A 22,506-nucleotide genomic window follows, 5' to 3' on the forward strand; every position below is an offset into this window, starting at 1 on the left:
ACCCTATCGTTTTGGTTTCGATATTGCCTCGCGAAGCGGGAACGCCAGATCGATAATCCCGATAATCCGCAGCGGTCCAATGAAGAAGACTGCTGCCGCCAGCAAATATGGTACAACCGGATTCCATTTCTTTGCATGTGAGAGAAAGAAGAAGAAGCCGATAGCTTGAATCATGAAGCCCAAATTGATTAGAGGCGACAAGTTCATGGCAATCATGGTCCAGTACGATCCGTCACTCTGTCTGGATATCACTTCGAACAACAATGCCAGGAAGTAATACCAGATCAGGGCACGCGGCATACGCCATTCACGCGCAGGTGGAAATTTCGGTACAACCACACCCATAACGTTCAGAATCGGACGTGCAATGAGATGTGTGATTAGAGCCATGACCAGAGACGTGACCACCAAGGCGAATGGAATCATAAGCTGCGTCTGTCTTGCGACATCCTGTGTCATTTCAGGTGTCCATACAAACCCATTTACCATCTGACTGGATGAATTCGTCAGCGGTTCAATCGTCAATCTGACGACATCATCAATATAACTCGACAAATCAAACTGGAAGATTACACTTCCAATCAACAGGACCAACAGATATTCGGCCAGCATGGCTCCGCTTCCTACCATTAGGGCGAATAGGGCTGACTTTTTTTTCTTGTACGCATTGCCCATAACAATGGCGGGCAGAGTGAACAAAAGCAGTAATAACAAATAAATCGGACTAAATATGACCAAAATAATCGCCACTGGGACGAGATGCCATATGAATGATTTTACCGGTAATGAAGCAAACAAAATAACTCCAGGTATCATCATGAAAAATATGGCCAGAACCGATAAAGGAGTTAACAGCGAAAGTAGCAAGAGCAGATAAACTACGCTCCAGACAGCTGATTTAAAGCTAAATTTCAACAAATTCACCTCTTACGCATGTGATCTTCTAGCGCGGAAATATCCTGGTACCAATCTTCCAACTGGTGACCTTCCTGTTTATGCTTTTTCAATTTCTCAACAAGCAGTGCATCCAGATCCTTGAAAGGAATACCGAGCCTGCGGCCCAATATGTAACTACTCATCATCAAACTGGCGAGACTGTCCCCGATTCGGGTTGTACTGCCTTCCCATAACGCTTTGAATAATCGGGATACCTGATCAAGTACTTCGGTTTTAAGCCATTCAATCACTTTAGCGCGTTTGGCTACATCCAGTTCTTTAGGCATATTGGCGAAAGTCACTCTCCCCCGAAAAAGCTTTATTCTCCATTATAGCATAAAAAGGGGGGCCGCAAAATTACCCCAAAAAGCGGAGAAGTCCTCCGAAACTTATCTCAGGTACTTTGCGGGGACCCCGTAGAACGAATTCGTATTTTATCTTGTCGAAAACTCATTTAAGTTCGCTCTTGTTCAGCTCTCCTTAAGTTTAACATGATACCGGACGGCTGTGATTATCCACGTTGCTGCAACAATATCGAAATTTGTTTCGACTTACTTCACTTTCATGGATTCCTTGGCCACAATACCCTCGCAATACTCAATAATTTGACTCCGTCTTACGATCCCAATGAAACGCTCCATATCATCAACAACCGGCACAAAGTTCTGAACTTTGGCCAAATTAATCAAATCCTCCATGTTGGCTTCTATGGATACCGGTTTGATATCCAACCGAAGTGGAACGTCCTTGAGCAGAAATTTTGAAGCGTTTTCAAATGTGATCTTTCCCTCGGCGTTCTTCATATACCATAACAGGTCACCTTCGGTAACCGTGCCGATATACTTGCCTTCCTTATTCAAAATGGGCACCGCCGTGAACCGATGATATTCCATCCGTTCCAACGTTTGCCGCAGAGTAGAATCCGACGTTACGCACGTAACTTCTTGTTTGGGCAGCAAAAAAAATGCGATGTTCATACCCTTAAGTATCCTCCTTATGAATTTCATCAGTCAGCTTATTACATTCAACTTACATAGTACGCATTAGAACGCAAGATGTTCCAAAAGGACATGATTCCTTCTACAAAGTAAAAAAAACAGCAGCCCGCCAATAAACGCACTGCTGATCGTTGTCAAAAACATAACGGCTGTATGGAATTGGTTACTCGATCTTCTGCCGGTCAGGAATCATCACTTCACCGGCTGGGGTCGACTCATCCATCCAGTTGTTAATCAGCTCTTTGGCATATTGGACGTCTTTCTCATCTGCCTTGCCATAATAAATTCCGTTTTTCCGCATCCCTTCGCCCAAAATAGTGAAGCTTGAGATCTGCGGTTTTTCCTGAGTCAATACCTGCTTGGCCAGATCAATAATGAAGGAAGGCTGCATATCCGTCTGGAAGCTGTCTCCCATAATCTGAATCAATTCAGGGATTTTACTAATGGCGTTCAGATTAAGCATCTCATTCGCCATGGCATTCAGGAAAATCTGCTGCCGTTTGGTGCGATTAAAATCGCTATCCTCACGGTATCTTACATAGTAAAGTGCTTCCTGCCCGTCGTAGATCGGCTTACCACCTTCTATTGTGAACTGCACATGTTCAGGGTTCTTGTTCACAATGTCCTCATCAATCGGCAGCTTCACGCCACCAAGCGCATCCACGACTTTTTTGATCCCGTCAAAGTTAATCGTTGCATAGTAACCTACATCCGCATCGAGAAATTTTTCCACCGTATTGATAGACATATTCTCCCCACCGAAGGCGTAGGCATGCGCGAGCTTGTCATAATCATCCTCGCCATCCTTGTTGGCATCACGTCCAACAATCTGCACATAGGTGTCACGTGGAATGGATACCAGGAGTACGCGAGATTCTTTCGGACGAACAACGGCATAGATGACCGTGTCTGAGCGCCCACGTGTTTTCTCATAGGCACGTTTGTCTGAGCCTAGCAGCAACACCGAGAACGGTTCTTTGCGATATACTGTTGGGTCAGGCGTATTGTTGCCCTCCTGTGGTACATAGGAACGGGACAATTGGTCTTCTACTGAACCAGCGAGAAACAGATCGAAGGCCGCTACAGCAAGCTGCTGACGAAACAAATAGCCCCCGATTAACAAAACAACGAGCGATACGAGCGTTATATATAGACCTTTTCTTCTTTTCTTCTTCTTATCTTTAGTTCTGCTTGTCATCCATCGATTCCTTCTTCACTGTCAAAATGAAATTCGATACTACTATTATATAAGTTGAATTTAACTTATCCTGACCCCGCAACGGTACAGTGTTAATGATCCGTTCAACTTATATACTTACCATTAAACGTGCGCAATGGCTTGTGACACGGTGTTCTCTGAAGTTTTCTCTATCTGAAAAGAAAACGCCGCTCACGCTCGTTCTATTGTAATCATTGCTGGATGATGAAAAGTTACAATACGGTTAAATTGAAAAGAACAGCGGCCTTTTTTTACTGGCAAAAGGCGCACTGTTCTCTTGATGTGGAATGGCCATCCATTCAGTTTGTTGAGGCTGTCTCCACCCGATTCCTCTTCTCTTTATGACGCTGACGTCCTGTAATAAGCGCAGCGATTAACGTGAGTACACTGAAAATAACCGCAGACCAGAACAGCCCATTATACCCCTCGCCGGTTGTCTGATGTAGAGCCTGAAGCAGCACATCTCGAATGCCCGGATCAGGGATTTGGGACAGTCCTTCGGTTATGCTGGAAATGTCGCTTCCTGAAGCTGCACCGCCAGAAGCATATTGTTGAAGTGCTTCGGGCGGCACCTGAATGCCCTGATCTGCGAAACCTTGCTGAATATTGGAACCCAGGTTGGAGAACGAGCGGGCCAGGAAACCGGCAAAAATGGTTGGTGCGATCGCCATAGCCATCTGACGGAACAAGGAACTGGTCGCTACTGCAATCCCCTTGTTGTTCTCACCCGCTTGTTCAGTAACGAGCACGTTGACCGGAGCTCCCAGCATCATACCGAAGCCTATCCCCACGAGTACACTCGCAATCACGAATTGAGAGATATGTTCTACCCATAGCGGGAAGAGCAGGAAGCCGATAGCGGACAGCAATCCTGCTACAGATAACGTCCAGATTGGCCCTTTGCGGTCAACCAGATAACCACCACCACCCGCACCAATGCCTGAAGCAAGAGCAAGCGGTGTAAACCAGTAGCCGGAGGCTGTGTTGGATACCCCGAGGTACTGCTCAACAAAGCCTGGAATAAAGATCACAGATGCCAGAATGGCTCCTGAGAAAAAGGCAATCAGCAACGTCCAACGAAAGGACGCAATGCCCAGAAGCTGTGTAGATACAACAGGTTCACGTTGTGATCCTTCCAGCCTTTTTTCAAGAAAGTAGAAGAGGACCAGAATCACCACACCTGCCAAGAAGAAACCATAGAACGTCGGTGAGCCTAGACTTTGCAGCATATTTACGCCATCCAGGTTGCTGAAGCTGTACATCAGACTGAGCACACCCAGCGTCAGGACCGCGATTCCACTCCAGTCCACTGCCTTACGGCTCAGCTCCTGTTCTTCATGAATATAACGGATACCTGCAATAAACAACAAAATGGCGATCGGTACATTGATCAAGAACAACCAGTGCCAATTCCCCGTAATGTCGAGGATAAAAGCACCAATATTCGGCCCAAGAATCGCTGCAACCCCGTTCATCCCTCCCAGAAGACCCAAGGCTGTACCCTGACGCTCCGCCGGGAACTTGCTTAATACGTAAGAGCTCGCAATGATAAAAATCCCGCCACCACCCAACGCCTGGATGACACGAGCAATCAGGAAGAAGGTAAACGATGTGCTTAACGCAACGAGTAAAGACCCAATTCCGAACAAAGCCACTTCAATCAGAAACAGCTTCTTGCGTCCATAACGGTCGGAGAGCTTACCCGCAATTGGCACACTCACCGCAAGTCCGAGCGTATAAAGCGTAATTGTCCATGCTCCCCACGTCGGCGACACGCCAAACGACGCATTTAAAGTCGTCAGAGACGACGTAATAATTCCGTTATCCAGCGCAGCCATAAACACCCCGATAGCAAATAGGATAAGCGGCCATTTCATTTGTTTTTGCATCACATATTTCCTCCCCAATCAGATTGCAATCCAGTAGCGTAAGGCTGTATTGATACATATATATTAAACCGACTCGAACATTAATGACTCACTGGTCATTTTAAAACAGAAGGGTTTCATATGTCAATTTGATAATATGCTTGTATACCTCACTCAATTCCCTGCTCCAACAAATAAGGCCGTCCCTCAGGCTGAATGGAACCCGTGGGACGGCCTTCTTGTTGAACTAAGCTACTATTGCTGCATTAGTTGGCGGTTCAGGAATTTCTCAATGGCACGATATAAATCCAATTGATTTTCAACATTGCCGAAACCATGTCCTTCATTGGCTTTTAACATATAAGGCACATCCACTCCACGCTTGCGCAGAGCCTCCACGATCTGATCAGACTCAGCCTGTTTGACACGCGGATCATTAGCACCCTGTACCACGAACAATGGGGCTTTCATCTGATCAATATGGAACAGTGGTGAGACAGCTGTCAGCAGCTCCTTGTCTTTCTCAGGATCACCCATACGTTCATAGAACATGTTGCGCTCCGACTCCCAGTAAGGTGGGAGTGAATCCAGTAGCGTGAACAGATTAGATGGCCCGACATAGCTAATTCCTGCGGCATACACTTCTGGTGTGAATGCCAGTCCTGCCAGAGCAGCATATCCGCCATAAGATCCACCGTAGATGGCTACACGCTTCGCATCAACCGTTCCCTCTTCAACCAGCCAATTTACACCGTCTGTGAGATCGTTCTGCATCGCTTTACCCCACTCTTTGTTGCCAGCATCCAGGAATTCCTTGCCGTATCCAGTAGAGCCACGGAAATTCACCTGTAGTACGGCATAACCACGGCTTGCAAGAAATTGAATTTCCGGATTGAACCCCCACGAATCCCGTGCCCAAGGTCCACCATGGGGAACAACCACCAGTGGCAATTGAGAAGCCTCGGCTCCTTGTGGAAGCGTCAGATAACCATGAAGCGTTAAGCCGTCACGTGACTTGTACGTAATGGGTTTTACATCCGACATTTTACTCTCATCGATCCAAGGTGCCGCGTCAGCTAACTTATCCAGCTTACCCGTTCTGGAATCGTAGAAGTAATAGGTGCCCATAGATTTATCGCTATACGCAATGAACAGAACCTGACCTTCTTCACTTATGTTTGAAATGCTTACTTCTTTACCCGGAACTTTTGCCTGAATATCCTGCATCAATTTTTTGAAATCATTATCGAAGTATTCATAGTTAACCTTGTCAGTCTCATAGACAGCTGCAAGGATTGTGCCTTTTTCTTTAGAAGGAACGAAACTGGATACATCCACATCCTTATTTTCATAGATGGTTTTCGTTACTTTTTTGCTGCTTGGGCTATATTCGACAATCGCTGTTTTATCCCGCTCCAGATTGGATACAGCATAGATGTTTTTGTTATCATACGTGAACATCACCGGCGCAAAGGTTTCCCCCAGCTTGGTGGTCATCAAATTCTCAAATGCTTTATCTTCCGATTCACGATACATCAACGAAGAGACGTTGCCATCACTCGATATGGCCACACGGATTTTACCCTCATGGTCCGTAAGCCAGCCCGTAATATTGCCCGGGTTCTCTGCAGCAAGCACAGCCTCACCTGTTTTAATGTTAATTCGGTACACGTCAAAGATCCGCGGATCACGTTTGTTCATCCCTACTAGAATTTCATCCGGAATATTCTCCAGCGAGTCTACCAGAATCGCTCTTGTATTCAGATAGGGTGTCAGATCCTTGCTGTTCTTCCCATCGATATCCGTTACATAAATATGATAGTTCTCGTCCCCTGCTTCATCCTTTACATACAACAGCTTATCCTTTGTCGCCCATACAAATCCCGCTATACTGCGTTCAGTCTCACTTGTGATACGTACCGACTTGTCCTGACCATTTTCTTTTACCACAATATTCATTCGGTTGTTCCACGGCTCCATGTAAGCCAGATGTTTACCATCCGGAGACATTTGGAATCCTGCTTGAGCCGGCTGTTTGAAGAAGTCTTCCAGAGGCGTGAGACCCTCTGACTGCACATCAAGTCCAAGAGCGAGGTACAGCGCATCAGCAAACTCACCATGAGTCACTGAATTTTTGGCGTTAAACGCACTACCTTCAATAATAAAATGCTGCTTCAGACGAATGGCATCCTCCGTATGTACCTTGGGAATCTGCGCCATATCACTGTATACAACCTGAATGCCATTATCCTTCAGTTCAAATGCCCGAGTAAACAATGATGCCATCTGTGCTCTTGTGAGAGGTGCATCTGGTGCATAACCTTTGGCTTGTCCTTGAATAAGACCACTTTGCTTCAGCGCGTAAATCGCAGGAGCAGCTTCATCCTTAGCCAACACATCTGCGAAACCCGTAAGAGACGCTGGAGCATCCAGTTGAAGTACACGCTGCAGGATGATTGCCGCCTGAGCACGAGTAATTGGCGTTTGTGAGTCTCTCATTCCATCTGTTGTGCCATCTATGTATCCCAGTTGCTGTAGTGTCTGTGTTGCCTTCGAAGCAATGGATTCAGCGACTGTCGCCGTAGGCTTCACCGCTTCTGCTGCCTGGACCGCTGGTTGAATCAGAGCGATGGACAACGCCATGCTAAGCGTGAGAGCATATACCTTTTTACTCATTGCGTTCAAGCTAGTTCCCCCTTTAAAGTGAATTACATCATAATTTGGAATTATACGTAAATCATTTTACCATGATCCACCATTGGTTAACAGCGTGGAACCAATCAAAGTTCCATTACAAAGCATTGTCTTGTATAACATGTCATGTAATATTCAAATATCCCTTACTTTGAACCGGAGAATCCATAATTAAATAACTTTCGTGTCTCGATAAAACGTCCTTCACGACTATCCGAACCCAGTACAACGGAGATCAGTCGCTTGCCATCTCGCTCAGCCGTTCCAACGAAGTGATAGCCGGACTCTTCATCATATCCGGTCTTCAATCCATCGTTGCCATCGTAAGCATAGGGTCCGCCAATAGAGGAAAGCATCCAGTTGGTGTTGCTCAAATACATTCCTTTTTGGTGCATCGATACCTGCATTTGGCTGGAAACTCTCAATATTTCGGGGTAGTTATTTAGCAGATAACGAGCAAGCTTGCACGCATCTACAGCGGTCATTACAGTCTGCCCTTGTATTTCCTTCGGACGATTCGGACCAAGTTGTTTTTCGCTTAAACCTGTTGCATTGGTAAACACCGTCTTGTCAGACAGACCGATCTCGGTAGCCTTCTGATTCATCTTTTGTGTAAAAGTCTGCTCTGTCCCACTGATATGTTCAGCTAGAGCAATAGCTGCATCATTCGCGGAATAGACCGCCACAATCTGGAATAGCTCCTGCACAGTAAATTGCTCGCCTTGTTTCAAACCCAGGTGGTTACCACCTACTGAACTTGCATACAGGCTGATATTCACCGGGTCGTCCCAACGCAATTCTCCGTTAATTACGGCCTCCATTATCAGTAGTTCTGTCATCAATTTGCTGATCCCTGCAGGTGCAATCTCTTCAGAACCGTTAAAGTTGATTAGAATCTGCTCGGAGTTCATATCCATTAATACAGCCGATTCGGCTTTAATTCCCGGTTTGCCCACCAGCATGTCCGGTTTTACACCCAAATATATAATGACCAGTAGAGCCAGTAGCATTCCTGCCCGTATCCACCATCTTTTCATCGGAAAATCACCTCTTACAGATATAGACGAAGTGAAGAGGCATTTTGTCTGCACTTTTTTGAAAAAAAGTTAAATTTTTTTTATTTTTTTGTTACCAAAAAAAACATGGACCCCATACCCCCATGCCAGAGTGTACGAAATCCATGTTTTTAAGACTTTTTCTATTCATACCTAGAAGAATCTTTTCAATTAGATCTAGCAACCGAATTCTTTTAAGGACCCCAATCCTTATTGTTGCTAAAGTTTTATTACTCTGCTACAACAGCTTTGTCTGCATTAACTTGAATGTCATTCAAGTAGAGTCCTGTTCCGTCACCAATCGCGTAGTTCATTACACGTTTGTTCACTGGTGCTACAACAGCACGGTACAGTGTCGGGAATACAGGAACTTCATCAACCATGTACTGCTGCCATTCGTTGTAGATTTCTTTACGCTTGTCTACGTCAAAAGCTTCAGCAGACACACCTTGTGCGAGCAATTTGTCATTTTCTTCACTGGAGAATCTGGAGAAGTTGTACAGTGCATCACGCCCATACAGACCTGCTGGATCTACGTCAATACCTACGCCCCAAGCAGCTTGATACACATCAATATTCGGATCATCTTTACCTGTGTTACCTACACGGTCATAGAAGTTGTTGAACTCAACCATTTCCAGGTTTACTTTCAGACCAATTGCTGCCCACGATTGAACGTAGTAACGTGCCAGTGGTTCAGCTGTATCGCCACCTGTCATCGATACAAAGTTAATTTCAAGAGGAGAACCGTCTGGTTTTGTACGGAATTCTCCATCCAGTTTATAACCTGCTTCATCGAGCAATTTTTTCGCTGCTTCTGGATCATACGCTACACCTGGATTGTTAGAATCATGGAATTCCGGGTGAGACGGCGGAATCAGTGTTGTTGCATTCCAACGCAGACCGTTATAGAAACGTTTACCAACTTGGTCATTATCTACAGCAAGCCACATCGCTTTACGCAGATTTTTGTCAGCCATTTTTGCATCCGGGTTTGTTACAACTTTGCCGTTGTCCGCATCCCATGTGCCCAGTTTGAAGCCAATGTAGGTGTAAGCACGATCGATTGCACCCAGGAATTCAACGTTGGACATATTGGCATTATCTTTATATTGATCTGTCGGGAATGAATCCACGAGATCTACCCCGCCAGATTTCAATTCTTGAACAACCGTTGTTGGGTTGATTACTTTCAAAGTCACTTTGTCCAGTTTTGGAGCCCCACGCCAGTAGTCATCATTTTTAACGAAAGTTACAGACTCACCTGGAGTGATTGTTTCCACTTTAAATGCACCAAAACCGATTGGTTTTTCACGTACTTCTTTGGAAGAAGACATTTTTGCTACATCCATATCACCAAAGATATGTTTAGCCAGCGGATATGTCCATACGCCACCTGTCAGCAGGGAAGGTGTAGATTCCTTGTACGTAATGCTGATTTGTTTTTCGCTAAGAACTTTGATTCCAGAGATTGTTTTTGCTTTTCCAGCATGATAATCATCCATACCTACTACACTTGTGAAGTTGGAATCGTAACGTGGGCCATCATAAGCCTTGTTACCGATAACTTCATAAGCAAACTGCAAATCTTCAGCCGTTACAGGCTTGCCGTCATGCCAGTTTACATTATCACGAATCGTCAGTGTGAACGTTTTGCCATCTTCCGATGTTTCATACGTTGCTGCACCATCGTTGGTATATACATAGTCTTTGTCCCAAGTCAGCAAACCTTCGTCAAACCATTGCAGAACCATTGCATCCGGATTACCGGAATAGAAAGTATAGTTCAAAGTTCCTTCAAAAGCAGTATCGGATACAAGTCCGTATGTTATGGATCCACCCTCAATTGCAGTGCCTTCATTCGTTTTAACGTTGTTGAAGTCGTCGATGGAGTATACGCCCTCTTCGTTAGCAGGCTTTTCCTCCGTTTTTGTTTCCCCTGTGTTCGTAGAAGGCGTTGGTGTTGCCGCCTCTTTCTCTGAGCACGCCGCAAGCGCAAGTACGAAGACCAACATCATCGTGAAAAATAGTCCCCGTGAAAATAATCCCTTTTTCATGAACCTTTCCTCCCTTTTTTTAACCTCTTCTTTGTCTTGCATCAGTCGCACGCTTCAGGGCTTGTCCGACATTATTTATACTCAACATCAATACCAGAATAAGTACTGACGCAGGTAGCCATATCCACCATCTGTATTCCAGTGTTTGCGGATTACGAGCATAGCTTACGAGTGTTCCAAGACTGGGTGTACTTTCCGGGAATCCAAATCCCAAGAAGGACAGTCCCGATTCGAGGCCAATATTGGCAGCGAGATTCAACGTCATCGTTACGATGATGATGGAGCTAAGATTAGGAAGAACCTGTGAGAGCATAATCTTAAGATGGGACGAACCTAATGTTTTAGAAGCTTTTACATAGTCCAGTTCCCGTTCCTGCAATGCTTTCGAGCGGATCAACCTGGCAATCCCCATCCAGAGAAAAGCTGTCATGATTAATGAGAAAGATACAATATTATATTTGGGTACTGCAGTAACAAACGCAATAACAATCATCAGCATCGGAAGAATCATGAAGAAATCAACAACGCGCATAAACAGGTTATCAATCATTCCACCGAAGTAACCGGATAACAGACCCACCAGGATACCTATACAACCCGTCATTAGCGTGACGATAATACCAATGGTTAGAGAGTTACGTGTACCGATAATCAGTTGTCCGAACACATCACGACCGCCGTAATCCGTTCCCAGCCAATACTGCGCGGAAGGCGGTTCATATAAAGCGAACAAATCTACCTTAACAATTTCAGCTTGATCCAGGATTAAAGAAGTACCATAGACCAGCAGTATGACCAGTCCCAAAAATATGAGCGAGATTAGTGCCACCTTATCTCTGACAAGCTCCCGCCACAAGATATTCAAGCTGGAGGGGCTCTTATCAATCTTCTGTGAAGTTATAACGACATCATTGGCCTTGCTCATCTTATTTTCACCCCGAAATCTTCAAGTTCTTACTTGATCCGGATACGCGGATCAACAATACCCAGAATAATATCAGACAGCAACGATCCTAGGATTGTAGCTATGCCATATAACAGAACGAGTGCAGTTACTACACTGAAATCCCGAAGAGAAATGGAATTCAAGAACAACTGTCCCATACCTGGATAACTGAATATACTCTCAATGAAGATGGTACCTCCGATAAGTCCCGTAATCTCATACCCGAAAAATGCGGCGATCGGCAACAACGAGTTTCTTAAAATATGCCTGTTGTAGATTCGAGATTCCGAAGCACCCTTGGCTCTCGCAGTAAGAACGAATTCCTTGTGCTTGATATCGATAATTTCACTACGCAAGTATTGGACGGTAGATACCGTTGCAATTAATGCCATGGATAGTGATGGTAATAACAAATGATAGAATTTGCTTGTAATATAGCTGAATGTGCCTGGCGTAAGTCCAGGTTCCACACTTCCCCCGGTTGGGAACCAACCAAAATGGAATCCAAAAATCCATAACATCACCAGTGCGAAGATAAACAACGGGGCTGCAAAGCCCAAGTAGGTGTAACCTGTGATCAACCGATCAGACCAGGTATCGTTGTAACGTCCACTGATAATGCCAAGTGGAATGGCAATCAGATAGGTAAACACGAGTGTCGCCAGTGCAAGCCAGAACGTATTGGCTACACGTTGACCAATCAGATCAGACACTGGCATTTTGAATCGGAAAGATTGTCCGAAATCACCTTGTGCAGCATTTTTGATCCAATCCCAATACTGTACATACCATGGATTGTTTAATCCCAGCCGTTCCCGCTGTTCATCCAGCGCTTTTGGATCAATACTCGGATCGAGTAATCCGGTAAGTGCATCCCCAGGCATCGCCTTGGCCATCAGAAAGACCAACAGGCTAAGCAAAAAGATCTGAGGGATCATAATGATAATTCTGCGTACTATCGTTTTCCACATATGGTCTTCAACCTTTCTGAGGTAGAGCTACTCGGTGAGTATCGGAAATGGATTGGAGCGAGTATGCCAGCCCTTCCTCATCAAAGAAGTTTCGGTATGAATGTTCATACTCGGATTTGACCTGCTGACGGAAGGCTACCATTTCTTCACGTTTGGTTGGGTCCATATCCGGAATGGCTGCTATTAAACGCTTGGTATAGATATGTTGTGGATTCTCAAAAATATCATCCGTTGTGCCCTGCTCAACATACCGACCTTTATACATAATTCCGATCTGATCACACATATGGCGGATAATGCCGAGATCGTGACTGATGAACAAGTAGGTCAGATTCAACTCTTTTTGAATTTCCTGCATGAAGTTAAGCACCTGTGCTTGTACAGATACATCGAGCGCGGATACTGGCTCATCTGCGATAATCAGCTTTGGCTTCAATGCAATCGCACGCGCAATACCAATCCGTTGCCTCTGGCCTCCAGAAAACTCATGAGGATACTTATAGATCGATTCGGGACTTAATCCGACCTTCTCCAGAAGATCACGGACCTGACGTTTCTCTTCAGTAGCCGTCAGTCGTTCATAATTGCGGAGTGGCTCAGCAATGATGTCGATAACACGTTTCTTGGGATTTAACGAAGAGTACGGGTCCTGAAAGATCATCTGCACATCACGCTGCAGTTGTCTATCTTTCCGCCTCTCTGTAGCCAGATCTCTTCCGTTGAAAAGAATTTTCCCGGCTGTCACATGGTTTAAGCCAATAACAGCTCTACCCGTAGTCGTTTTGCCTGAGCCTGACTCACCTACAAGGCCGTACGTTTGCCCTTGTTCAATGGAGAAACTCACATCATCAACCGCTTTGATGTTACCAATTTCACGCTTGATCAACCCTCCGCGAATCGGAAAGTGAATTTTTAGTCCTTCTACTTCGAGTAATGCCATTATGTTATTCCTCCTCAGCTTGATCAGGGAAATGAAAGTGCTGATAACAGGTACACCGTACAAAATGCCCTGGCGCAATTTCATGCATCTGTGGGTTTTCTTCATGAGCCGAATCACTTATCCATGGAATTCGAGCCTTGAATCGGCACCCTTGACGAGGAAGATTTTTCAGTGATGGAACAATGCCTTGAATGACATGAAGCTTCGATTTTTCTTCAGAGATAGTTGGAATAGAGTTTAGTAGAGAACGTGTATATGGATGCTTGGCATCCGTCATAAGAGTATAGATGTCTGCAATCTCCACAATTTCTCCTGCATACATAACTGCTACGCGATCAGCCATCTCGGCAACGACTCCCAGATCATGCGTGATCAGGATGATTCCTGCGTTTATCTCGTTCTTCAATTCGCGGATAAGCTCCAGAATTTGTAGTTGGATTGTAACGTCAAGAGCTGTCGTTGGTTCGTCGGCAATCAGCAATTCAGGTTTATTGGCAATCGCAATCGCGATAACAACTCTCTGTCTCATACCACCCGATAGTTCGTGAGGATATTGCTTGTATAATTGTTCGGGACGCGGAATCCCTACTTGGTTGAGTAAATCAATGACTTTGTCTTTCTTTTCTTTCGAAGATAGCTTGGGTTGATGCAGTGTCAGAATCTCTTCGATCTGTTCACCGATCACCATCAGAGGATTTAATGCGGAAAGCGGGTCCTGAAAGATCATTCCCATCTCTTTACCGCGAAGTTTGTTTAATTTGTTGGGAGATATACCAGCAATATTCTGCCCTTTGTACAGAATCTCCCCATCAATTTTGGCTTTGTTATGCAGACCCATTATCGAAAAAGCAAAAGCACTTTTGCCCGATCCTGATTCTCCTACAATAGCCAATACTTCATTCTTTTTAACCGTAAGGTTAACGTGATCAACTGCTGCATAATAGTCATCTTCAATTCTGAATGATGTAGTTAGATTTCTGACTTCCAATAGCTCTGTATTCAAATCAATCACCCTAACCCCATAATTTCTGCAGAATGTATTCATGTGTAGAAGAATGCATCCACTGTATATTTCCATGTTCTTGAAGATAACGAACGAAAGTGTATACAAAATACCAAATCATTAGGAGAATCCATTTTTGACGACTGCTATTTAGACCGTTGGTCAATTAATGCTGACAATTCCTAGCGGGATTATAATGCAAAATAATTAATGTAATCATACGTGTAAATTTAGGTGACGTCAATGCTTAATTTGAGATTTATGGTATAAATGTTTTTTATAGCACAGTTTTGGGTATTAGTTATACTTTAAAGGGAATAAATCAAGGAATTTTAGAGTCAATCGGTTGCTTTTGATGGAAGAGTTTAAATCTTAAAAATACTAATTATCTAAATATATGACATTACTATTACACGAGTTGTGTAGTTAAATGTTAGAAATGTAGATATAACAAACTATTATGTTAGGTATGAGGGAATTGTAGAGGTCATATTCAATTTGGAAGTAAAAATGATTTCCACCCAAATTCTGTACTTTTAGAGGTGTAATTTAGATATTACTAATGGATTGAAGTTAAATTTCTAGTTATTATAGTATAGTTTCATTTAATCGCTTATGTAAAGAACAAATTGTCATCTTTTATCATTTATTTTACAAAAGAAAGAAAAAAGCCCTGCAAAATGCAAGGCTTTTCTAATATTTATACATATAGATGTATATATAGTATCCTATTTACTGTGTGTCTGGAGGTCTTTTCCCACGCTTCAAATCATTAATGCTTAATCCAAAGTCCATCTGCAAGTGAGGATAATCCGGAAAGTTAGCCCAATCTCCTCCCCACGTAAACCCTAGTTCTTTGGCTAGGTCCACAACTTCCAGCCAATCTGCCTTTCCATTGCCGTTGTCATCACGTTCCATATCCCACACTACATCTCCTTCAGGAGTCCGCAAGGCAAAATCAATGGCCAAACCATAGTTGTGATAGGATTCTCCCCCTTTGGCGTTGGTAACGATATTTCCGGCAATGGAGCGTCCTTGATTGTAGAGAGCATCTTGCTCATCAATGCTGCGAAAATCATGTGTAATCACGACTTCAATTCCTCTTCTAGCTGCCTTTCGAACCAACAACTTCTCACTTTCCGCAACTACCGGGTGAAGTTCTGTGATCGGTAATGCTTCTTGCACGTTGTTTCGTGGCCATATGTCATAGGTATCTCCTTTTTGCTGTAACCACACATATATAATGGAAAGCAAAAATGTAGCTACGAGCCAAAATCGCAGACTACTCTTGCGTCTCTGTTTTACTTTACGTTTGGATGTATTCATGTTATCTCCTGATGATGGAATCTATATTCGTTCATACTCACGCTATCTGATATCAGCAATATAATAAGACTCTATTATAAATCATTTACGTCATAATTGCTTCTATCGTCGCAGCTCCTTACGAAATCCAATTACCAGGAGATAACCCACCTTAATTATTTTTAGATGCAAAAAAGCAGCCGGCTATAAGCCGACTGCTTTGTATCCATGCTGAGTAAGACTACTCAGTTGTGTATGGCAGCAATGCGATTTGACGGGAGCGTTTGATGGCAATCGTCAGCATGCGTTGATATTTAGCGCTAGTACCTGTTACACGGCGTGGCAAAATTTTTCCGCGCTCGCTGATAAATTTACGAAGCAAGTCCGTATCTTTATAATCGATGTGAGTAATTTTGTTAGCTGTGAAGAAGCACACTTTACGACGTTTGTTACGGCCGCCACGGCGAGCCGGTCTTTTATCGTTGTCTCCGCCTTCTCTTTGCTTGAAGCTCATGCTTTTCAGTCCTTTCCTATCGTTTAGCCAATCACTCTAAGAGTGTCGGTTCACGTTAAAATGGCAAATCATCATCCGATATATCAATCGGTTTTCCGTCATCGGAAAAAGGATCCTGATTGTTGCTACGCGAATTATTGTTATTGTTCGCGCGCCCGCCGCCTCCGTAAGAAGGCTCTTCACGCATTGGTTGCCCACCGCCGCCACCGTTATTATCACGGTTAGCTGACTCCAAGAAACGGACGTTATCGGCAATGACTTCGGTCACGTATACACGTTTTCCTTCGTTATTCTCGTAATTCCGTACTTGAATGCGTCCTTCGACTGCAGCTAGGCGTCCTTTGCGCAAATAGTTTGCACAAGTCTCAGCAAGCTGTCTCCAGGTTACGACCGGAATGAAATCCGCTTCCCGTTCTCCCCCTTGGCTTGTAAACGGTCTGTCCACTGCCAAAGTAAATTGCGTAACTGCTACTCCAGCTGGAGTATAACGCAACTCAGGATCCCGGGTTAACCGGCCGATCAGAATGACACGGTTCAACAATGTAATCCCCTCCTTCAGAGCGTATTGGTGCGTTGATCACGAGTTGTCTTAAGCAGACTTAACGTCGTTTGTAATGAGATAACGAATTACTTCGTCAGAAATCTTCATGAGACGCTCAAGTTCAGTAACTACTGCTGGTTCAGCAGTGAAGTGTACCAAAACATAAACACCATCACGGAATTTCTTGATCTCATACGCAAGACGGCGTTTACCCATAACGTCGTGAGCTGTAACTTCACCACCGCCGTTGGAGATGATGCCTTGGAATTTATCGACTGTAGCTTGAACAACTTCTTGCTCAACATCAGGACGAATAATGTACATCACTTCATATTTGCGCATAATTTTCACCTCCTTATGGACTCTGGCCCTCAATCTAGGTTGAGAGCAAGGAACGAGCACAAACTCGAACTATATTAATATAACAAATATGACGTCTCAATGCAAGCAAACGTTCCCTATTCTTATTACACATGATCATAACTCCAATGGAGCACACTACAGAAGCAACATTGAAATCCATTATGCCAAGGAGGTTTTATCATGGGCGAAAAAACCGATTTTGAACCAGGAGACAAAGCTCCAAACGATGGCGAGTACACCGAGGTTGGTGAGAAGAGCTTTCATACGGAGATTAACAATCCGAAACGGGTAACCCTGCAAAAGGGTGAAGCTTTTCCTGAAACAAGCAATCAGAATCGCAAGTGGAAGAAGCTGACCAAAGCCCGCGTCCACTAAGTGTAAAGATTATTTCAAACTGCCGTATATAAAACGTACTAATGCACATAATACAATCAGGCGATGCACGAGAGAGGTGTGGTTCCGTTGGACAACGAAGCCGAACATTCGCTGTTGGAGATTCATCACGTAATTTAAGAAGCAAGATGGTTGTGTGTAAGGCCTTTGTCTGAAGCACGAGTATTGCTACATGCAGTACACCCAGTTTCTGATCGTTACGACCGATTGTTTCCTAACAAACCGAATGCATCGCCGAACAAAGAGCCCTTAGGGGCTCTTTGTTTTTTCAATTACAAATGGTTATCAGACGACAAAATTAAAAAATAAAAAGACCTTCCATTTGGAAGGCCTTTTTGCATGTATAAAGCTCAACACACGTTGAGTAAGTTGTTCAATTAAAATTTCAAGCAAGATCTTTAGTGGCGGAAAGGGTGGGATTCGAACCCACGCACGCTGTGACACGCCTAACTGATTTCGAGTCAGCCCCCTTGGGCCTCTTGGGTACCTTTCCGCAGCAATAATGATTATAGCATGATCATTTACAGAACGCAATACCTAAGCCATGCCTACATGTAAACGTTATTATGGAGTGCGAAAAGAGTAACATTACCGCAATTTTTCATTAGGATTCAGCCGAATCCTCTGCCGAACGAAGCACCTTTTTCATGTTTTTCTCGAATTTCGCTCTGGGTATTAATACGCTGTGTTTACATCCTACACATTTGATGCGAATATCCATGCCCATCCGGATAATCTCCATCTCATTGCTGCCACATGGATGCTGCTTCTTCATCTGCACAATGTCCCCAAGCTGGAAACTTTTACGCTCCACCTATGCCATCCCCCTCATCCTTCTCCTGAGCTGCTGCTTGCTCTAATGCTGCTTGATTGCTCATCTCATGATACTCCAGTGTTTTCTTCACATCACTCTGAATTTGGCGCTCTACAGAGGCTCTGGAGTTCGGCAGACACTCAGCAACAATGCGAACCACATATTCCGAGGTAGACATCGACTGGATACCAAGTACGTCAGGTACTTTAACGATGTTCAGGTCACGATCCTCAATTCCAGTCAACGCTCGTTTCACCAAGTGCACTGACTCGTCCAGGGTCTGTTCACCCTTCATCGGAATGTCCACAACTGCAAGGGAGTTCGACATCGAGTAATTAGTTACACTTGCAATCGTACCATTTGGAATGATGTGCACCTCACCTTGCCAGCTAACCAGCTTGGTTGTTCTCAGGCCAATGACCTCAACCGTTCCTTTATAAGTACCTGTTTGAATAACATCGCCTACTGCGAATTGATCCTCCAATATAATGAAGAAACCCGTAATAACATCCTTCACCAATCCTTGGGCACCAAAACCGATAGCCAGTCCAAGTACTCCCGCACTCGCTAACAATGGTCCAACTTTCACATTGATCTCAGATAACAGTAACAGAATCATAATGAAATTACATGTTATGGAGGTCGCATTTTTCATCAACTCTCCCACCGTAATAAATCTCCGAGGGTTGACGCGAATCTTACCTTCCTGCTTACGTGCCATCGTGCGATCTATAATACGTGATACAATCTTGATCACAATACGCGTAATAATGAAAATAATAATGATACGGATCGAACTGAACAGAATATTAAACCACATATCTGCATCGGCGACTTTGTCCCATAATTGGTCTGTCCAGCGAACTGCACTATTTATTGTTTCTTTCACATCCGGGCCAGGATCGCCCTCAGCAAACTTAAATGGCAACATAGATCAAACCTCCTCTACATGGGTATGTTATCATAGCTGTCAGTAGTTTTGAAATAGAGGCCTCGGATCTCCACAAATTCGTTACGAATGATATGTTTCACTCTCTCCAGATCTTCTTTTGGAAACTGAATACATAGAGCACATCCCGCAGTGATCTCTTTCGGGGTAGGAAATAAGTCAATCTCAATCTCGGCAAACTCCAGCAGCATTTCTGCCCGCAGCGCCTGCTGGGTGGAATCAAAAGCGATCAGCATCCAATCATCAATCCACTCGTCCATGTCCTGCTCCTTTCGCGATACATTCATCCCTTTGAAAAAGCTTGTCCTCTCGAAGTATAAAACGCTCTATCCTTCCATATACTGTTACTACTATTCCAAGGGAAAGGATAGATCCTATGAATCCCATTTCGCATTCATTCTCATCTCAAGACATGACCAGCCTGAAAATCCCACATACAGATCCAGGCATTCACTCAGCCATCATTCATCGTTTAATGTTCCATCTCTATAAAGCCCATTCTTTGCAAAATGTAGTTGTCGTCTGTATCGGTACAGATCGCTCTACCGGGGACTGCCTCGGCCCACTCGTCGGCTCATCGCTTGCCAAGTGGGACAGCCCTCTATTCCATCTCTATGGCACATTGGATGAACCCGTACATGCAATGAACCTGCAGGACACCCTTCACAAAATACACAACACACATCACAACCCTTATGTGATCGGCATTGATGCATGTCTGGGGCAGTCCTCGAGTGTTGGATGTATCCAGGTCGTGAATGGACCGCTCAAACCAGGAGCAGGTGTAAATAAAGAATTACCGCCGGTCGGCGATATCCATCTTACAGGTATCGTTAACGTCGGCGGCTTTATGGAATACTTTGTTTTACAGAACACACGTCTCAGTCTCGTCATGCGTATGTCTGAGATTATATCCAGCAGTCTCTACTCCGCCATTCGCGAATGGCATACCCGTTCTACTCTGCTTGCTGTGCCAGAGTAATGGCTTCCTTCTCCTCAGGGGAAAGAGTATACGTGGACTCTCCCCCTTTAAGAGGTTTAGCATATACATAGGAACCGTCTCGATTATAGATACCAGTGAGCACCATACCGTCCTGGCTATCGTTAACCATTGCCATGGAGAAACTCAGATCACTGCCAAGCTCCCCATAAGCGTTATACCGTTTCACGCCCACTTTACCCTGGATGCGAGTCAACTTCTGCATGACAGTCTGTAACTGATCCGTTTGCAGTGTATGCTCATCCTCAATGCTGTCCATCTGAATTTTCAGATTGATTAACAGCGACTCCAGATCTTCCACTCCACTGCCAGCCATCATGGCCTCATATTTCCGTTTAAACTTCCGTAGCTTTGCGCCTTGAGCAATACTTATGATAAGCAAAATCACCAAAAGTAATGCCATGCCGCCAATAATCCATATCAGCTGTTCCAGAATCAGCTCATTTAATTCAGCCATGTAGTGCAACTACCCCTCTGTTGGTTTGTTCAGGTTAACGTTTGTAGCTTCAAACGTACTCCACATCATCGATCCATTCAGCTAAGAAAAGCCATCCAACGCTCTCATGTAACCCTCAAGCTTACCCTTATTATTCACCAGATAACTCATACAGCTAATCACTCGTTTTAGCCTCTTACCTCTTTTGCTTTTTGCTTATTCAAGCGATTCAAATTCATGTTTTATTAGGGCTGATTCATACCGATTTTGATGCTGTTAATTCGATAACTGCTTCGATTAACGCATCTACATCTTCTCTTGATGTACTATACCCCACGCTCGCTCTGACAGCCCCACTTGCCGTTGTACCAGCCGACTCATGGGCAAGAGGTGTGCAATGAAAACCTGAACGCACAGCGATGCCATAACTTCGGTCTAATTGAAAAGCGAGTTGAGCCGAATCATATCCTTCAACAGTAAAGGATAACAATCCGGTACGCGGCTGTCCAATTTCAGGACCAAGCATTCGAATTCCCTGTATTGATGATAACCCATCCATCATATGCTGAGTCAAATCCCACTCGTGTTTATATATGAATTCAGGTGTTAGATCAAGCACATGCTGCACTCCTGCTGCCAGACCTGCTATACCCACGGTATTTGGCGTACCCGCCTCATAGCGATCAGGACGAACAAGTGGCTGCTCAATTGCCTCGGATTGGCTTCCTGTCCCTCCGTGAAGCAATGGTAGCACATCCAGTTCAGGAGCGATGTACAGTCCACCCGTTCCCTGCGGTCCCAACAGTCCTTTATGCCCTGGAAAGGCAAGCATATCAATGCCAAGCTGCTTCACATCCACAGGGATAATCCCTGCACTTTGAGCAGCATCAACAAGGAAAGTCACCTGGTGTTTTTGACACATCAGTGCAATTTCACCAATGGGCAGAATACTCCCCAGCAGGTTCGAACTATGCGTACAGACAACCAATCTTGTATTGGAACGAAACAAGCGTGCGAATTGGACCAGATCGATCTCCCCGGCTGCATTAACAGGCACATAATCAACCTCTACATTACGAGATTTGCGCATGTACTCCAGTGGCCGTCTGACTGAATTATGTTCAGCCATCGTAGCAATGACATGATCGCCTTCTCTTAACCACCCTTGAATAGCTAGATTCAAAGCTTCTGTGGTATTAGAACCCAGAGCAATATCATTGGCATTACGAACACCCAAAAGAGTGGATATCGCTTTTCTGGCACCAAATAAAACTCGGCTCGCCTGTACAGCCATCCGATGACCGCCTCTGCCTGGGTTCGCCCCTGCGACATCCAGAGCCTGCATCATAGCTTCCCCGACAGCAGGTGGTTTAGGCCAAGATGTTGCTGCATGATCCAGATAAATAACTCTCTCCACCTCATGACCACCTCTGTCCTTAATTGATTGTTCTGTTTGGATATAATCCCTAGAAACAAACAATGACATATCGTTTCTCCATAGTAC

General features: G+C 44.4%; 23 protein-coding genes and 1 tRNA gene. 2 read left to right on the top strand and 22 right to left on the bottom strand.

The annotated features are described in order from the left end of the window. Positions 1 to 3: 3 nt before the first annotated feature. The 16 genes from DC345_RS12175 to rpsF all read right to left on the bottom strand — a co-directional run bounded on the left by DC345_RS12175 (position 4) and on the right by rpsF (position 17,389). Positions 4 to 915, bottom strand: a complete 912-nt coding sequence (locus DC345_RS12175) for a DUF2232 domain-containing protein (RefSeq protein ID WP_076287681.1) — start codon at positions 913 to 915, stop codon at positions 4 to 6. Between the two features lie 5 nt (positions 916 to 920). Continuing rightward, positions 921 to 1,223 carry a MazG-like family protein gene (locus DC345_RS12180; RefSeq protein WP_024629547.1) on the bottom strand — a complete coding sequence of 101 codons (303 nt, stop codon included), beginning with the start codon at positions 1,221 to 1,223 and terminating at the stop codon, positions 921 to 923. A gap of 264 nt (positions 1,224 to 1,487) precedes the next feature. Next, positions 1,488 to 1,913, bottom strand: coding sequence for a CBS domain-containing protein (locus DC345_RS12185; protein ID WP_063567369.1), 426 nt, complete (start codon positions 1,911 to 1,913; stop codon positions 1,488 to 1,490). A 184-nt stretch (positions 1,914 to 2,097) separates the two neighbouring features. Further along, positions 2,098 to 3,132: an LCP family protein gene (locus tag DC345_RS12190; RefSeq protein ID WP_063567370.1), complete on the bottom strand. Its 1,035-nt coding sequence runs from the start codon at positions 3,130 to 3,132 to the stop codon at positions 2,098 to 2,100. Between the two features lie 320 nt (positions 3,133 to 3,452). After that, positions 3,453 to 5,042, bottom strand: a complete 1,590-nt coding sequence (locus tag DC345_RS12195; protein WP_113053305.1) for an MFS transporter — start codon at positions 5,040 to 5,042, stop codon at positions 3,453 to 3,455. Between the two features lie 234 nt (positions 5,043 to 5,276). Then, entirely contained in the window at positions 5,277 to 7,697 is a 2,421-nt protein-coding gene (locus DC345_RS12200; protein WP_258530640.1) for a S9 family peptidase, read from the bottom strand. Between the two features lie 164 nt (positions 7,698 to 7,861). Continuing rightward, positions 7,862 to 8,752 carry a D-alanyl-D-alanine carboxypeptidase family protein gene (locus tag DC345_RS12205; RefSeq protein WP_113053307.1) on the bottom strand — a complete coding sequence of 297 codons (891 nt, stop codon included), beginning with the start codon at positions 8,750 to 8,752 and terminating at the stop codon, positions 7,862 to 7,864. A 248-nt stretch (positions 8,753 to 9,000) separates the two neighbouring features. Further along, positions 9,001 to 10,827: an oligopeptide ABC transporter substrate-binding protein gene (locus DC345_RS12210; protein ID WP_113053308.1), complete on the bottom strand. Its 1,827-nt coding sequence runs from the start codon at positions 10,825 to 10,827 to the stop codon at positions 9,001 to 9,003. A 19-nt stretch (positions 10,828 to 10,846) separates the two neighbouring features. Continuing rightward, a complete protein-coding gene (locus DC345_RS12215) occupies positions 10,847 to 11,752 on the bottom strand; it encodes an ABC transporter permease (protein ID WP_113053309.1) in 906 nt (301 codons plus the stop codon). 29 nt (positions 11,753 to 11,781) lie between these two features. Beyond that, on the bottom strand, positions 11,782 to 12,744 hold the full coding sequence (gene opp4B / locus DC345_RS12220; RefSeq protein ID WP_099857737.1) for an oligopeptide ABC transporter permease: 963 nt from the start codon (positions 12,742 to 12,744) through the stop codon (positions 11,782 to 11,784). 7 nt (positions 12,745 to 12,751) lie between these two features. Next, the gene (locus DC345_RS12225; RefSeq protein ID WP_113053310.1) at positions 12,752 to 13,684 is read right to left on the bottom strand and encodes an ABC transporter ATP-binding protein; all 933 of its coding nucleotides are present in this window, start codon (positions 13,682 to 13,684) and stop codon (positions 12,752 to 12,754) included. A gap of 4 nt (positions 13,685 to 13,688) precedes the next feature. Next, complete coding sequence (locus DC345_RS12230; RefSeq protein WP_113053368.1) at positions 13,689 to 14,687, bottom strand: ABC transporter ATP-binding protein; 999 nt, start codon at positions 14,685 to 14,687, stop codon at positions 13,689 to 13,691. A gap of 732 nt (positions 14,688 to 15,419) precedes the next feature. Then, the gene (locus DC345_RS12235) at positions 15,420 to 16,013 is read right to left on the bottom strand and encodes a M15 family metallopeptidase (protein WP_113053311.1); all 594 of its coding nucleotides are present in this window, start codon (positions 16,011 to 16,013) and stop codon (positions 15,420 to 15,422) included. A gap of 220 nt (positions 16,014 to 16,233) precedes the next feature. Beyond that, positions 16,234 to 16,506, bottom strand: a complete 273-nt coding sequence (gene rpsR / locus DC345_RS12240; RefSeq protein ID WP_062327715.1) for a 30S ribosomal protein S18 — start codon at positions 16,504 to 16,506, stop codon at positions 16,234 to 16,236. 55 nt (positions 16,507 to 16,561) lie between these two features. After that, positions 16,562 to 17,047, bottom strand: a complete 486-nt coding sequence (gene ssb / locus DC345_RS12245) for a single-stranded DNA-binding protein (protein WP_024629535.1) — start codon at positions 17,045 to 17,047, stop codon at positions 16,562 to 16,564. 48 nt (positions 17,048 to 17,095) lie between these two features. Beyond that, positions 17,096 to 17,389 carry a 30S ribosomal protein S6 gene (gene rpsF, locus DC345_RS12250; protein ID WP_024629534.1) on the bottom strand — a complete coding sequence of 98 codons (294 nt, stop codon included), beginning with the start codon at positions 17,387 to 17,389 and terminating at the stop codon, positions 17,096 to 17,098. A 201-nt stretch (positions 17,390 to 17,590) separates the two neighbouring features. Between rpsF and DC345_RS12255 the strand changes: the two genes are divergently transcribed. Beyond that, complete coding sequence (locus DC345_RS12255; protein WP_113053312.1) at positions 17,591 to 17,785, top strand: YjzC family protein; 195 nt, start codon at positions 17,591 to 17,593, stop codon at positions 17,783 to 17,785. Positions 17,786 to 18,205: 420 nt separating this feature from the next. On the opposite strand, the gene DC345_RS12260 is transcribed toward DC345_RS12255, so the two are convergent. The 4 genes from DC345_RS12260 to DC345_RS12275 all read right to left on the bottom strand — a co-directional run bounded on the left by DC345_RS12260 (position 18,206) and on the right by DC345_RS12275 (position 19,826). Then, positions 18,206 to 18,296, bottom strand: a tRNA-Ser gene (locus DC345_RS12260). 111 nt (positions 18,297 to 18,407) lie between these two features. Next, positions 18,408 to 18,617, bottom strand: a complete 210-nt coding sequence (locus DC345_RS12265) for a DUF951 domain-containing protein (protein WP_113053313.1) — start codon at positions 18,615 to 18,617, stop codon at positions 18,408 to 18,410. Continuing rightward, positions 18,607 to 19,548, bottom strand: a complete 942-nt coding sequence (locus DC345_RS12270) for a mechanosensitive ion channel family protein (RefSeq protein WP_113053314.1) — start codon at positions 19,546 to 19,548, stop codon at positions 18,607 to 18,609. The genes DC345_RS12265 and DC345_RS12270 overlap by 11 nt, the downstream gene beginning before the upstream one ends. 14 nt (positions 19,549 to 19,562) lie before the next feature. Then, positions 19,563 to 19,826, bottom strand: a complete 264-nt coding sequence (locus DC345_RS12275; protein WP_181586567.1) for a putative Se/S carrier protein — start codon at positions 19,824 to 19,826, stop codon at positions 19,563 to 19,565. A gap of 116 nt (positions 19,827 to 19,942) precedes the next feature. Here DC345_RS12275 and yyaC point away from each other — a divergent pair, with 116 nt between their 5' ends. Next, the gene (yyaC, locus tag DC345_RS12280; protein ID WP_113053315.1) at positions 19,943 to 20,548 is read left to right on the top strand and encodes a spore protease YyaC; all 606 of its coding nucleotides are present in this window, start codon (positions 19,943 to 19,945) and stop codon (positions 20,546 to 20,548) included. On the opposite strand, the gene DC345_RS12285 is transcribed toward yyaC, so the two are convergent. After that, positions 20,523 to 21,023 carry a DUF4446 family protein gene (locus DC345_RS12285; protein WP_076287182.1) on the bottom strand — a complete coding sequence of 167 codons (501 nt, stop codon included), beginning with the start codon at positions 21,021 to 21,023 and terminating at the stop codon, positions 20,523 to 20,525. The two genes, yyaC and DC345_RS12285, sit on opposite strands and share 26 nt — an antisense overlap. A gap of 235 nt (positions 21,024 to 21,258) precedes the next feature. After that, complete coding sequence (locus DC345_RS12290) at positions 21,259 to 22,419, bottom strand: aminotransferase class V-fold PLP-dependent enzyme (protein WP_113053370.1); 1,161 nt, start codon at positions 22,417 to 22,419, stop codon at positions 21,259 to 21,261. Positions 22,420 to 22,506 lie beyond the last annotated feature (87 nt).

Source organism: Paenibacillus taichungensis (assembly GCF_003287275.1).
GTDB lineage: Bacteria > Bacillota > Bacilli > Paenibacillales > Paenibacillaceae > Paenibacillus > Paenibacillus taichungensis_A.